The 14,689-nt window shown below is 42.7% G+C and carries 9 protein-coding genes; all 9 read left to right on the top strand.

Going from position 1 to position 14,689, the window contains the following annotated elements; genetic code table 11:
* The first annotated feature begins 124 nt into the window (after nucleotides 1-124).
* Nucleotides 125-649, top strand: a complete 525-nt coding sequence (gene ssb, locus ACN0VA_RS06585) for a single-stranded DNA-binding protein (protein WP_188664815.1) — start codon at nucleotides 125-127, stop codon at nucleotides 647-649.
* 122 nt (nucleotides 650-771) lie between these two features.
* A complete protein-coding gene (locus ACN0VA_RS06580; protein WP_417820389.1) occupies nucleotides 772-2,079 on the top strand; it encodes a tyrosine-type recombinase/integrase in 1,308 nt (435 codons plus the stop codon).
* The gene (locus ACN0VA_RS06575; RefSeq protein WP_417820388.1) at nucleotides 2,066-3,592 is read left to right on the top strand and encodes a site-specific integrase; all 1,527 of its coding nucleotides are present in this window, start codon (nucleotides 2,066-2,068) and stop codon (nucleotides 3,590-3,592) included. Before ACN0VA_RS06580 ends, ACN0VA_RS06575 begins: the two co-directional genes overlap by 14 nt.
* Nucleotides 3,593-4,690 carry a hypothetical protein gene (locus ACN0VA_RS06570; RefSeq protein ID WP_417820387.1) on the top strand — a complete coding sequence of 366 codons (1,098 nt, stop codon included), beginning with the start codon at nucleotides 3,593-3,595 and terminating at the stop codon, nucleotides 4,688-4,690.
* A gap of 57 nt (nucleotides 4,691-4,747) precedes the next feature.
* The gene (locus ACN0VA_RS06565; protein ID WP_417820386.1) at nucleotides 4,748-5,614 is read left to right on the top strand and encodes a hypothetical protein; all 867 of its coding nucleotides are present in this window, start codon (nucleotides 4,748-4,750) and stop codon (nucleotides 5,612-5,614) included.
* Nucleotides 5,611-6,015: a hypothetical protein gene (locus ACN0VA_RS06560; RefSeq protein WP_417820385.1), complete on the top strand. Its 405-nt coding sequence runs from the start codon at nucleotides 5,611-5,613 to the stop codon at nucleotides 6,013-6,015. The genes ACN0VA_RS06565 and ACN0VA_RS06560 overlap by 4 nt, the downstream gene beginning before the upstream one ends.
* A gap of 329 nt (nucleotides 6,016-6,344) precedes the next feature.
* Entirely contained in the window at nucleotides 6,345-10,610 is a 4,266-nt protein-coding gene (locus tag ACN0VA_RS06555) for a hypothetical protein (protein WP_417820384.1), read from the top strand.
* Nucleotides 10,591-12,522 carry a hypothetical protein gene (locus tag ACN0VA_RS06550; protein ID WP_417820383.1) on the top strand — a complete coding sequence of 644 codons (1,932 nt, stop codon included), beginning with the start codon at nucleotides 10,591-10,593 and terminating at the stop codon, nucleotides 12,520-12,522. Before ACN0VA_RS06555 ends, ACN0VA_RS06550 begins: the two co-directional genes overlap by 20 nt.
* A gap of 214 nt (nucleotides 12,523-12,736) precedes the next feature.
* The gene (locus tag ACN0VA_RS06545; RefSeq protein WP_417820382.1) at nucleotides 12,737-14,644 is read left to right on the top strand and encodes a UvrD-helicase domain-containing protein; all 1,908 of its coding nucleotides are present in this window, start codon (nucleotides 12,737-12,739) and stop codon (nucleotides 14,642-14,644) included.
* Nucleotides 14,645-14,689: the final 45 nt, after the last annotated feature.

The following is a 14,689-nucleotide window of genomic DNA, read 5'->3' as shown; positions in this document are numbered from 1 at the left end:
GGAAAAGATAATTTCCTTCTATCCCTGATGATAAAATTGAAACAAGATTTGAGTCGCATCCGCGAGATGATTTCTGTATTGTCAGCCCAACATTAAATAACCGTATAGAAGGCAAGGAGTTCCAATGGCGGGTTCAGTAAACAAGGTGATTTTGGTTGGTAATCTGGGGCGTGACCCTGAAGTGCGTTTTGCCAACGATGGATCGAAAATCGTCAATATGTCTTTGGCAACTTCTGAAAGCTGGAAAGACCGTCAATCCGGTGAACGTCGTGAACGTACGGAATGGCACCGCGTTGTTATTTTTAACGAACGTCTGGCGGATGTGGCTGAACGTTTCTTGCGCAAAGGCTCAACGGTTTATGTGGAAGGTGCCCTTCAGACCCGTAAATGGACGGATCAAAGCGGTGTTGAAAAATACACAACCGAAGTTGTCCTGCAACGTTTCCGTGGTGAATTAACCATGTTGGGCAGTCGTGGCGGTGAAGGTGCCGGTGGCGGTTACGGCGGTGGTGACGATTACGGTCAAGGCAGCACTGCTGGCGGTGGGTTTGGCGGTTCCGCTGATCCGAAAGGCGGCAGCACCGGACCGGAATGGAATTCCGGCGGGAGTGTTCCGGGTGGTGATCTGGATGATGAAATTCCGTTCTAGCCGATACCAAAGGTTATAATGTAAAAAAATAGTGCGTAACCCTTTAGGTTTACGCACTATTTTTATTTCTCAGTTGTCTTTTTTGTTAAGTGGCATAAAATTGATAACAGGTACCATTGGAAATGGTAAAGATTATGCCTCCATACAAGACGCAAATTGTTAAATTTGATGATGGTGAGCGGTATCCGATTCTTCTGCATTCGGACACAGGGATGCCGCTGTTCATGCCGACTATTTACATTACTACAATGCGGCGCTCAGCGAACCGAGCGTTCAAATCTCTCGAAGCAGATTTGCGGGCGATCATGCAACTCTACACTTGGGCTTCGATTGAAGGCGTTGATATCGAGGAGCGGTTTGCCCAAGGGCAGTTTTTTGAAACGTCTGAGATCGAAGCCGTCGTGCGAGCAGCGCGCATGAAATATGATGAACTTGTAGAGTTGCATGAAGCCAGTCAGATTAAGGTTTCGAACCTATCGGTTATTTCTCACGAAAAGTTCAGAAAGCTGGCACCTAAAAAATCTAGCCAAGTGCAAGGTGTTACAGGCGCTACGCGGATACGTCACATTCGTGACTATATCGACTGGCTTGCCGTAATGTCGATCAGTCGAATTTCTAGCAAATCAGATGATTTTCAAAATGTGGAGACGGCGCGTGCACATATGAAGAAGGGATTTACAGCCCGACTTCCGAAAAGCAAAGGTCGAAACCAAGAAAACAATCGAGAAGGGATTGAAGACAAAGATGTCAATTACATCCTGTCGGTTCTAAATCCCGAATCTCCAGAAAACCCATTTACGGATTACGGAGCACGGGTCAGAAATCAGCTTATATTTTTATTGCTGTACATGGTTGGTGTCCGGCGTGGCGAATGTCTCGGTATCAAAATTGATGATATCAATTTTCAAGATGGGACAGTGTTGATCCGTCGACGGGCAGATGATCCGGATGATCCCAGGAAGGATCAACCAAACACGAAAACCAAAGACAGAAAGCTCCCACTCGAAGGTGCGCTTCTGGATATGCTTCAAAACTACATCATGAACGTCCGAAGGTCTGTTTCCGGGGTTCGAAGGCACAAGTTTCTTTTCGTGACGCATAAGGCCGGCAAAGCCTGCGGGATGCCGCTTTCTCAATCCGGATATTCCAAAATATTCACAACTTTGCGTGAGCGCGTGCTAGGCATACCAGATGGAATAACCGGGCATGCTTTGCGGCATACATGGAACGATAATTTTTCGAAGCTCATGGACGGAAAAGGTACATCGGAAGAAAGGGAGATGCAGCTTCGAAGCTATCTCATGGGCTGGTCATATAACTCAAGCATGGCCGCCCATTATAGCAAGCGGCACATCAGGAATAAGGCCGGGGAAGTGATGGTAGAGATTCAGGGTAAAGCATTGAAGGGTATAGGTGATGAAGACTACTGAAGCACAAGGTCTTAGCACGGTCGTTTTGTCATTGCCGGAAATGGCAATGACGAGAGATGGCGGGCAATTTTTTCCTGTAAATCAATTATGGAAGATACCTGGCCCATCTCGCACGGTTTGGTTTTCTTTCCAAGGGTATGAAGATTTTTTTAGTGATGAGCTTCTGTATTCGCTCAAACTTGTGTTCGTTCATTACCTTCAAACGCATTCACTATCACATTCCGGAAACCTATATGAGCGTGCGAAACATTTTTTTTCATATCTTGCAAAAGATACAGATAGCTTATCTCATATCACTTCAGCCCAAATATTGAGTTATCGTTCGCAGTTGCCTGCGGATAGAGAGTGGTATCTGGGTTCCCTGTCAGGCTTTTTTAAACAGTGGTACGATATGGGGTACCCTGGGGTTCATAAAGATGTCCCTCGACTGTTCAATGAAATCAAAATCAAGGGAAACCAGAAAGGTAATGCAGTTCGTACAATGGACCCGGACACGGGCCCATTTGATGACATGGAACTGCAAGCCATTCATACTGCCCTGAATAATGCCTTTGCCCAGGGCGATATTGGTGTCCACGATTTCGTCCTTGTAAACCTATTCACTGCTTTAGGAGCTCGCCCAATTCAGATTGCGGCGTTGAAGTGCAAAGACCTCATGGTCGGACGAAGCGACGACGGAACACCAACCTATATTTTAAACATCCCGAGCGCCAAAAAACGGGCAGAACAGATACGTACGTCATTTAAACCAAGGCCATTAATTCGGGAGATTGGTGAAGCCCTAGAAGCATGGATTAATTATCTGAAAAAAATCAATCCCGCAGAGACAGATGACACTGGTGATCTGCCGATTTTTCCTGACTGGTGGGCGAATAATGTCCCAGGCCTTGAGCATCACCTCCAGGCAAATGAACTGAGTTTAAAGTTATCTGCTGTTTGCTCAATATTAGGTGTAACCTCCCATCGTACTGGTGATCCAATAAAAATAAATCCTCGACGCTTCAGGTATACTCTCGGTACCCGCGCTGCGCAGGAAGGCCATGGCGAGTTGCTTATCGCTGAACTTCTTGATCACTCAGATACTCAGAACGTCGGCGTGTATGTCGAAGCAACACCGGCCATTGCCGAGCGTATCGACAAGGCGACTGCCCTTGAACTTGCGCCTATCGCCCAAGCCTTCTGCGGCATGATTGTTGATGATGAAGCTAAAGCAAAACGCGGTGATGATCTTACTAGCCGCATCGGCAGTCCCGAAATTGGCAATGTTGGCACTTGTGGTAGATTTGGCTTCTGTGGAGGTATGGCTCCGGTGGCTTGTTACACCTGCCGGAACTTCCAGCCGTGGCTCGATGCACCTCACGAAGAGCTTCTTGATTCATTACTTCAAGAGCGTGAACGTTTGCTTGAAACAACGGGCGATGAACGCTTTGCGTCTATCAATGATCGAACAATCATGGCAGTAGCTGACGTTGTTATGCTATGTCAATCAACCCTTGAAGAGCGAGGAGGGTAGATGGCTGACATTGTTCAATTTGTACCCAAGGCGGGTAATGAAGCTCAGGTTAATGTTAGTGATTTTGTGAAGTTCTGTCGTAATGAATTGAGAGTCTTTGGTGAAGTTGATTGGGAAAGCTCATGGGATATTACCAATCAACTTCACCAAAGAGGTCGATCTGGTCGAATAGCCTTGACCTGGACAAATTATGATACATCAAAGACAAATACTTTAGCCGACCTGATGGCTGAACCTTTTATTGATTTTGCACGTGCCTACATGCGTTATCAACAGGGTATGAAACCGACTAAAAGCGTCAATCTTCGATTAAGTGCGTTACGAGCACTTGAGCGGGCATTGGTAGAGAATGATAAAGTTCCTGATGTCTGCAAGGCTAATGCAGCCGTGTTCAATCGGGCAGCTGCTTTAGTTAAAGCAAAGTATCAATCAAGTACAGCATATCGAGTTGCAGGTCAGCTTGCAGTGATTGCAAAATTTATCAACGATCATGAAATGGTTCCGGTTCGTTTTAGTTGGAGAAACACTTTAAAGCGTGACAATGATCGCAACCGAGTTGGCAAGCAATTTGATCAAGAACGTAGCCGCAAACTTCCAGAGCCAGGTGCTTTAGATTCACTTGCAAAGGCGTTTCAAATTGCGACTGAGCCAGCGGATGTAATTATCGCTTCGACAGGAGCGCTTCTGACAACGTCTCCTGACCGAATAAATGAAATATTTCGTTTGCCAGTGAATTGTGAAGTTGAAAAACAGAATACAGATGGTTCCATTGCTTATGGTATTCGGTGGTGGCCTTCGAAAGGGGCTGATCCTTATGTAAAGTGGATTGCTCCATCGATGGTTGAAGTTGCCAAATTAGCTTTGGAAAAGTTGAAAAATACTACCCAGAGTGCACGTGACCTTGCTTTTTGGTATGAGCAAAACCCTACTTCATTATATCTACCTGACAATTTGGCATATCTGCGCGAGCAAGAGTTTTGTAGAGTATCTGAATTCAAATATTTGTTTGGTATAAATACTCTTCAATGGATCAAACGAAAAGGTATAGATACTAAAAATATTGATCGAGTTTCCTATGTACGTTTTGATGATTTATAGGCCGCAGTTATTGCTGATTTGCCAGGTGGCTTTCCAATTTATGATGCGGAAACAGGTTTGAAGTTCAGCGAAGCTATTTTTGTCTGCCACAAGAACTTATTTCATTCGCGACGTGGTACACTACCATTCAGTTTTGAACGAGTGAATACTGGCCAAATTAGCGTTGGGTTAGGTGCAGCAGTTAAGCATGGTAAAGGTTCCATTTTTGAACGCCTCGGGTTTAAAAATGACAACGGTGAACCTATCAAAATTACCACTCATCAATTCCGTCATTGGTTGAATACTATTGCCCAACGCGGCGGGCTTTCACAGCTTGATATTGCAAAGTGGTCTGGCAGAAAAGATATTCGCCAGAATGAAGATTATGATCACGTTACGGCAGATGAAATGATTATGTTGGTTCGCGAAATTGATGATAGTTCGTTTTTCGGCCCTCTGGCAGAAGCTATGAAAAAAATGCCGCTTTCACGTGAACAGTTTCTGGAAGCAAATTTCCCCACGGCACATATCACTGAATATGGTTTCTGCGTCCATGACTACTCTATGATGCCTTGTCAAAAACATAGGGATTGCATCAATTGTACAGAGCACGTGTGTATCAAAGGCGATCGTGAAAAAACGCACCGCATCAGAGAAACTCTGAAGAATGTAGAAAGGCAGATTATTGGTGCGGAAGAAGCTTTGAAGAATGGGACTGCCGGCGCGGATCGTTGGTTTGAGCATCACACTCAAACAGCTGCCCGTCTTCGTGGTTTAGTCGACATCTTTGAGGATCCGATTGTGCCAATTGGATCGGTAATTCAGTTGGCGCTTCCAAACGAATTTAGCCAGATCAGTAACGCAGTAGATGACAGAATAAAGCTTGGTGATGACAATGCTGAAATACTCAAAGAACTACGGGCTTTGATCGGGGAAGGTGAATGAAAAAGCACTTAAATGACCGCAAAATTGCAGTAATTGTGGAAACAATTGATGGATGGAGTGGCAAACTGACTTGGGGCTTATTGCTTGAAAAGATAGAGCCGAAAGTTGGTAGATACACGCGTCAAACTTTAAACAGCCATGTTCGCATCAAGTCAGCTTTTGAAGAACGTAAAAAGGCTCTTCGAGGCGCGCGTGGGGCGAGCATTGATGACAAGCCGATTGAACTCCAGAAAGCACTTCAAAAAATAAAAAAATTGGAAGCTACGAATGATCGGCTGTCTCGCGAGAACCAGGAACTGCTCGAACAGTTTGTGAGATGGTCTTACAATGCTCATTGTAAAGGGGTGACTGTAGATCATCTAAATGCGCCCCTGCCAGCAATAGATCGGGAGCGCTCATGATCAATGTTGGCATGATGTGATGATCTAATTATTCATTCAGTAATCTGTTTCAGCTTCGGGTCTGTGCTCAATTCGACCAACATTTGATTGCGAACAAATTGGCGAAATTCAGGAAATTTCCTCCTGATTTCTCAAAACGTGTCGCCAGGCGCCTCATATCTTTAATTTTGCAAAAGAAGCATTCCACAATGTTACTGGCAGAGGTAGCCCCTATTTTTGGACAGCTTGGCAGCGTTTTTAAGGCGGGGTGCCAGCATTAGTTTTACCTTTCCCGTCAACGTATTCTAAAGTAAAATCCGCCTCTAAAGTGATTGGGAGAGAAAGTTTCATTGGATCCGGTTAGCGTTTCATCATTAGTCGCTGCGGCTAAAGGGCTCCTGGTAATAGTGAGAGTGGTGCGGGCCAAACTTAAAAAGTTTGAGGCTTTGCATACAGCCGCTGTTAAGCCATTATCAGTTGGGAATAATGCGAATGATCCCCTATTCTCTGAAACGCTGAATCGTTTGATTTTTATTGATAATTCAAAGGGTTGGTGGGGGAAATTTCTTGCAGGATTGGATATTGATGCGATCAATCCCGAGTTCTTTAGAGATGAAGACGTCCAAACATGGATGAATAACGAACAAAATCAGGAAGATTTAAAGACTCTCGCTCAATATCAACTGGCGCATATCAATACTGATGTATCTGAAATTAAAAAAAGATTAAAATCGGCCTTTCAAGGCGAATGGCCCGGCGAGGGAGAAGATTATTCCCCAACTGACATTGTTACAGCCGTCCTTTGCGCAAGCGCATACAATGAATTGACGCTAGGCGAAAGGGTCGGTTTGGGAGTATCTCAGACCCACGCGGCCCATATGGACCAAAGATTTGACCAAGTCATGTTCGCAATAACAGAAAATGGCAGCACGGACGAAAATGCCCAAAATCGGGCTTACGAAGAATTGACCTTAATCCTACGGTCAAGAGGAATACATAATTACAACGCTGAGTCTTATTTGAAAGATTTGGTTTTGCGGTGCGCTGAAGGTGCAGAATTTTCAAATATTTCTGAAGAATTAAAATCTCTCATTCGTTTTTGGGCAGCAAGAACATATACAGCCCTTGGTCAAACCACTGACCTGGAAGAAATTAAAAACACGATCGTGGAAGAGTTATTGCCGGCTGAAGTGTGTTTTGCATCAATTCAAGCTTATGAGCTGGCTAATGCAGGGAATGTTGATGCAGCCATAGAGCTGCTAAAAGCCAATAGCAGTGCCGACGCGAATGCGACCATTTGGTCAATTCTTCTTCATCATGCTTCTGCAGAAGCTGCATTAGATTGGTTTGATCAGATTGAAGTTCTGAATGCAGAACTTTTCACCCCGATTGGTTGGCGTAATGTCCTTGTGACTTTAATGACAAATCGTAGATGGAACGATGCTGTAAAATGCGCAAAACTGTTAGACGACACATATTTTGAACGCTATCCCGATTTGGCATTTATCGTTGGTGTGGTGAATTCAGTCATGCTCACACCAGAATCAATGAGAGAACTTTTACTTAAAGGCCAGATTTTCCTGACAGGGACAGATTATCTTGAAGGTGGAGAAACTGATTACTTCAGGTCTGTCGCGCAAAGTGCGTTTGAAAAAGCCAAATTTTATCTGGCAGATATCAGTCAAACGGCTAGAGCCAATGCTGCAGATGAATATCTGACTTGGTTAGATTTATCAGACCGAAATAAGCGCGCTGAAGCGATAGAAAGCATTAAAAGTCGAATGACAAACATTGATGATGCCATCAAATTTGCTGGTTTTGCGTACGCGTGGGGATTATCTTACGATAGCAATCTTCTGAAAGTGGATTTCCAAAATAAAAGAAAGAATGAAAGTGTTTCACACGAAGATCTTCAGGCTAATTTTTATAGAGTAAAACAATTTGGCACGCCAGAAGACCTGATTGATTTTCTAATTTCAAACAGAGCGTTATATGAAAAAGAGTTTGAAAAGGGACGTTTTCCATATTTCTTGATTGAAGTTTATATGGAATCAAATCAAGCGCGCAGAGCTTTAGAAACTATTGAGGAATACGCAGAAGAATTTAGTCAATCTGATTACCATCGAATTAAAGAACAGATTGAAGCGTACATAGATGATGATCCTACAGTAAAACTCATCGAACTTTATAATGATGGTCGCGATGAAATTCATCTCAGGAATTTGGTATCTTTCTTGAGAGCTAATAGGGATTGGAAAACCCTATCAAAATATGCATTGGAAGAATTTAAGGTTGTTCAGAATGTTGCAACGGCCTCACTATATGCCCAATCTTTAACCGAGACTGGTGAATTTAATAAATGCGCCGTTTTTCTGAAGAGTGTGCAAGATTTAAGGTCTTTATCTCTGGATTTAGAAGCCGAATTTGCATGGGCGTCATTTAGGGCAGGACATCACGATGATGTCAGAGAAGCAGTAAATCGTCTGATTAATGAACGTGATGATCAGAATGATAGGGTTTTGGATATCCAACTTTCTCTTCAAACTGGTGAATGGGAGCGAATAAATTCAATCGTTGAAAGAGAAAAGGTACTGATTGACAAAAGGTCCGCATCATTTGTTCTGCAACTCGCTGGCTTAATATCTGACTCAGAGAGAGAAACGGCAATTGAATTGATCAAAGCTGCGGTAGATAAGGCTGAAGATGATCCACAAATATTATTAAATGCATATCATCTATGCACTTCATTTGGCGCTGAAAATATCGCGCATTCTTGGCTTTCAAAAGCCATAACACTATCAGGTGAAGATGGTCCCATTCAGTCCTTTTCACTGAAAGAACTAGCAGAAAATGCTCCTAAATGGTCTGAGTATTCCAATCATGTTTGGGAAAAGTACTGGGCCGGTGAAATCCCTATGCATATGGCAGCCCAGCAATGGAATGTTTCTCTGTCTGAAATTCTAATTTCAAATGCTTTATTTAATGAGCAGGCGATTGACCCCAGAAAGAAAATACTCATTCCAATTAGGTCAGGCGGCAGACTAATTCATTCATTTGAAAAGATTGATCGGTTGGGAGTTGACTTAACGTCTATGTTGGTCGCAGCGAAATTTGATTTTCTTGAAATATTGGAACAATCTGCGAATAAATTGGTCATCAGTTCCGATACTTTGCCATTGATGCTAACGGAAATTCGTAAAATCCGTTTTCATCAACCTAGTAAAATTTCTGAAGCAAAATTGCTCAGAAAATACTTAGATGATGAAAAGTTTAAAATCCTCAAAAAACCTGCACAGCCCCCAAATTGGTTGGTTGATGAAGTGGGTGTGGAACTCGCCACTTTGTTGGAGAGCGCCAAAAATGAAAAAGGTTTTGTAGTCAGGCCTTTACCTATTTTCAAAGCGGGGTCACTTTATGAAGAAATTGCTGACCTTAAAGACTATGATGATCTCATTAGAACCCCAATGGATGTTTACGAGTGGATGCGTAGCCTAGGCAAATGCGATGAATCCACCTTTGGCAAGGTTTGTACGTATTTAAAAAATATAAGGGCGGATCATACGACGGGGAGAAATGAGATACCATTGGGTCCAATTTATTTTGATGGTCTTTCAATTACGTATTTGAATACCTGTAACGGAATGCATCCCTTTTTCGAACTCTCGAAGGACCTCTATGTACCATTGTCTTTGCGAGACGAAGTTAAGGCGTTAATTCGTAAAGAAGAAACATCTCAAGAGGTTGAAAACTTACTTTCTAAATTGAGAATTTGGCTCAGAAATGGCATTCGCAAAGGCTCAATAAAATTATTGCCGATGACGTATGATGAAGATGGAAGTTCTCCGATAGTCGACGGAACTTTGGTAGCAATCAGGAATCTTATGCAATATTCGAGCGAATATGATGCGCTGTTAGCTGATGACAGATTGATTGGTAAGGCACCTAGCATGCTAGCTGTCCAAGATGGAAAGAGTATCCCTATTATTGGATTGCTAGACCTCCAGCATCATTTGGCAACCCTAGGCAAGATTCCCGAAGCACATTTTTTTCAGCTCTTACACAAAACACGAACTTGTGGATATGTGACCCATCCTGTTCTGCCAAAAGAAATGGACTGGGCGATAAACAATAGTTCATTTACGGAGGATGGAGCGCATTTTATAGCCAGTGCTGAGTTGAAATCGATCAGAGACATATTTCTGAAAATTAGAAGCTCTGAATTACTAAAATTACCTGATGAATCAAATGTTTTGCATTTGCTGCATTTAGCTGTACTAAATGCAATTAGAACAACTTGGGCGGATGAGCAATTATCTATAGAACAAGCCAAAGCTAGGTCCTCTTGGATACTAGAGAACCTTTATCCATACCAAGAAAACTGGATTTATCCGGCTTCACCTGATGTTTCGAATGAAGACATCAGCAAAAAGATCGCAAGCTCATTTGAGCTTCTTTGTGTCTCAGTTTCTGCAGACGGTAAGCGCAATGATGCCTTTTCTAGTTGGGTCAGCGACACTTTGGAAAACAGATATTCTATTACGCAAACTGATGTTTTAGATATTTTGGCAGAAATCGTTGGTGAAAGGATTATTAAAGATGTCCAATCACGACACTGACATTCCTAAAAGTTACCTTACGGCTTTCCTTGTCGAGCACTCTCCTCAGGTGATCTCAGAGCGACTTAAAAAGAATAAGCACATTCATGAAGCCTGTGAGGGTGATGTGTGGTCAGCAATTGGCTTCAGGGGCTTTGGTCAATTCTCACAGGAAAGTTTCCTAAATGCCGCGCGGCTCGTATTGGAAGAGCAGACCCCGCAAGAAATTACGTCATTAGATGAGGTGAAGTGTTTGATTTCGACTGATGGCGATGGTCTATCTGTAACGAGATTTGACGAACAAGAAACAACATCTGTCTGGAACCCTGACGACATTCTCCTGCTTCACCCCGATAAGGCAGTACGTCATCGCATTTTTGAAAAATTGATAAGGAAATTTGGTCCTACAGGACTAAAAAGAGACAATTGGCAGAGCATAATTGACTGCAGAGCTCTAAATAATAATGAATTAACGCAAATATTTAGAGAGATAAACACGAGTTGCAATGTTCTGTTTGATCGTGCGCGGGCTTTTATGCTGGCGGGAAAAGGTGCAATGAACGAGCTTGTTCCTGATCAAATTGAATATTACCAAAAATTAGTCGGCCCGTGCCCTAAACATAATGAAGATGCTGAAAGCTATATTTCAGGATCGCTTCGCAGGCATCGTATATCGTTAATAACAGAGGACCCCGTTGCGGGTTTCGAGCTTTTGAGCGTGTCCTATTTGAGACATGACCTTGCGCTTGTCGAATTGTTTGAAAACATTGATGACGAGCTTATACTGTCTGCTATTGACGCTTCGTTCCCTCTTAAAGATCCTTTTTCCACCCTTGCCGTGTTGAAAGTTGCTACTGCACACGCCGAGAGAAATAAGAAACTCAAAAAAGATGCATCAGAGGCTTTACAGAAGCTTTTAGATGAAGAGTTTAAAAGCATAAGCGGACAAAACGTTTACTTATATATGCCAGCCTTAATTCTGTTAGTCGAAAATGTGATTTCGACTATGCCGGTCTTTTCAAATCAACCTGCATATTGGCGAAAATTATGTGCTTGGTCCCACACAGGCGTACTTGTTCGCGCTATGAGCGATCTTGAGTTCGATATTGGATCATTTATAAAATGGTGTGCAGAATATCCAGATTTTGCTGAAACGATTAAAAAATATAACGACTATCGGCTAGAGCCTCGCGGCCCTAGTTTTCCAGAAGTTACCGTTAATCTCAGGGGAGAAATTTTAGGCCGCGTGAACCTTCTAAGCGAAGAATTATCCAAGGCCTCAATTGCGACCCCTGACGGAAAGACGGCACAACAATTCATAGACAATATCAAGGACAGCAAAGCTATTGCAGCAATGTTTCAGCCAGGTCCTTTAGAAGGACACACAGAGATCCCGAAACAGAATGCATTGCCTGATGAAGTCAAAGACATGCTGATGGGGCTGAAAGACCTTGAAAGTTGGGATCCTCAGTGGAATTTACCTTTGAATGCTGTCCAGTATTTCGCTGTTGAAAACGACATTATTGATCACTTTTTGAAAATGTTTCATTGCATTGACGTTCATATTGAAAACAAGAGAGAAGAGGCTCTAAATACAATCGCAATTGTCGCTCGAATTGCGTCAATTAGTCGCCGTATCGATTTAGCGAATGCCGTAGCTGAAAAGTGTTTTCAAACAGCAGAGCAATCACCAAAAGTAATTGAAGGTCAGGTGCTTCCCGCAATCTTGTTAATTGCCGCTGCTGCAAATCCAGAACGAACTGCTTTTGGCCAATGGTTGGATGATCAGATGACACGTCTTGTGCAAGTTCTCCCATTTGGAGAAACAAGTGAATATGCATTAAATTTCATCGAATTGCTTAGGTGCGTGGGAGATTTACCCGTTGGTAGTTTGGCGAGGGCTGAAGCCATAGCAAGATTGGGCATTCGGTAAATCCTTACCCTCTCCAATAGAATTGATAATCTTAGATCTAAGGCAATTTTCGCATGCACTCATTTCATGACTGTTGATTGTGGTTGCTATCAATTCGCCTAATCTTTTTCTTTGATTAGGCGTTATGCTCGCTGTTTGAGTTTCTTGAGTTGGTTGCCTCTCTTGATATATTTGCAATGTGGAATTTGCAACCTGAGAAAGTTAAGGAAACGTTATGAAAATTCCCTTTCCTAAAGTAATGCTATATTCGCCAGAGCGAATGCACTCTACATTTGAAAAAATGGAACCAGGCAATTTAGTTTGGGTATTGTCCGATCCTGCCGCTGCCGCCGCGTATTCACTGACTATTGCAGGTCTGGATATTCTTGAAGAGCCAAAATTTGAAATAAAACGCTCGGATCTGGATCGCGCTTTGCGTGAAGATTATCTCCTAATTCTCTCAAAGCCTTTTGAAGTTAGAAGTTATGTCGCAAGCAAGAGATACTTACAAAAATATTTGGATTTAGGAATCCAAAGGGCAGAAGAATTGGGTTTTTCTTTTATCTCGCTTGAAGAATACTGGAGAAATCCGAACGGTGTGATTGATTTAAAAGTTGAGCAAAACGAGCAATCAAAGTCATATCTAAATACAAGCCTGCATTATCGTGGAGGGGAGAATGTTAAGGCGCCGAACCAGAAAGTTGCGCCGACTGACGAACAAGAAAAAATTCTAGAAGCGGCACATCATTTAACTGGCAGTGACATCCTTAAGACGCAGGCTTTTGCTGGAACTGGGAAGACAACATTATGCTCATTTATTGCCGACACTGTTGAATGTGGCTCCGCAATATACCTTGCCTTTAACAAGGTCATGCAACAAGAAGGGAAGCAAAAATTAGGTTCCAGAATGGATTGTCGTACAACCGATAGTCTAGCTTATGCGATTACCAAACCTTGGGAAGAGTGGGGTGACCACCGTGTTAAAACTGGCATGAAGTTTCCTTATGCAGAAGTGGCTGATCGTATTGGGCTACCCGCTCACTTCGATGGCTTTAAAAAAGGGGCTTTAATTCGCCAACTATATTTGGGTGTCCAAAAATTTTGTTATTCGGCAGATGAGTGGTTTTCAGAAAAACATTTGACTGATTGTGGGTGGGACCCGAACAACACGGAACAGTTACTCGAATGGATGACCGATATTTGGTCAATGTTAATGTTGCCCAATAGTGATCTACCGATCTCTCCCGAACAAGTAATGAAATTGTGGGATTTAAGGGAAGGAACGATCCCATATGACGCAATACTTTTCGACGAAGCCCAAGATGCAAACCCTGCATTTATGTCAATTCTAAAGCGCTCAGAGTCGAAAAGATTTCTTATCGGGGATAATCACCAGCAATTATACGATTGGCGCGGTGCTGTGAATTCTATGTCTGAACTTTCAGGCTCTACATATCCATTAACCAAATCCTGGAGGTTTGGAGAAAAAGTTGCAGATTATGTAAACGCAGTACTTCAAAACAAATCGAAGAGTCCAGAGGATGCTGTAAAAGGAAATACTGGCCTGACCACCAAGATAAAATTTTATGATCCAGAGTACGGCGTTCCCAAATGGCCAATCACAGTACTTGCTAGAACAAATATGTCTGTTTTCAATCAAGCGGTGACAGTATCTGAGCAAGGACACACTATCCATATCGTCGGCGGAGTGAATGATTTAAATTGGATTATCTCTGACGCGTTAAAGCTCTATCGAGGGACACCGGCGAACAATGTTCATCACCTCATTTCACGGTTCCCAAATTGGGATGCGTTAGTTGATGAACAAGAATTTTCTGGTGACGCAGAGTTATATCGAATCAGGACAATAGTAGAGACACATCATAAAACACTTGAGCAACAGCTCGCTTTAATAAACAGGCAATTTACGCCAAATGAGAAAAAGGCTGCCGCAGTACTTTCTACAACACATAAGGTTAAAGGCCGTGAATGGGCGAATGTTGTTCTCACAGACGATTTTATCTCGAAGGATGAATTGGCTGGGCTAACGCCTTGGAAACGTGATGCTGAATTAAATATTTTATATGTTGCGGCAACTAGGGCCGTAGATGAGTTGTATATTCCTAATAATTTGCGGTACTAGAAATCTATTAAGGGAAATTCATGGTATTTATTCTATCGATAATGA

Origin of the sequence: Terasakiella sp. (assembly GCF_048267425.1) — a bacterium.
Taxonomy (GTDB): Bacteria; Pseudomonadota; Alphaproteobacteria; order Rhodospirillales; family Terasakiellaceae; genus Terasakiella.
The sequence above is the reverse complement of the archived record's forward strand: the minus strand, read 5'-3'. Positions and strand labels throughout refer to the sequence as shown.

Coding starts and splice junctions, on each gene's coding strand:
- ACN0VA_RS06545 (WP_417820382.1), top strand. CDS start 12,737: ATGAAAATTCCCTTTCCTAAAGTAATGCTATATTCGCCAGAGCGAATG.
- ACN0VA_RS06560 (WP_417820385.1), top strand. CDS start 5,611: ATGAAAAAGCACTTAAATGACCGCAAAATTGCAGTAATTGTGGAAACA.
- ACN0VA_RS06550 (WP_417820383.1), top strand. CDS start 10,591: ATGTCCAATCACGACACTGACATTCCTAAAAGTTACCTTACGGCTTTC.
- ACN0VA_RS06570 (WP_417820387.1), top strand. CDS start 3,593: ATGGCTGACATTGTTCAATTTGTACCCAAGGCGGGTAATGAAGCTCAG.
- ACN0VA_RS06575 (WP_417820388.1), top strand. CDS start 2,066: ATGAAGACTACTGAAGCACAAGGTCTTAGCACGGTCGTTTTGTCATTG.
- ACN0VA_RS06580 (WP_417820389.1), top strand. CDS start 772: ATGGTAAAGATTATGCCTCCATACAAGACGCAAATTGTTAAATTTGAT.
- ssb (WP_188664815.1), top strand. CDS start 125: ATGGCGGGTTCAGTAAACAAGGTGATTTTGGTTGGTAATCTGGGGCGT.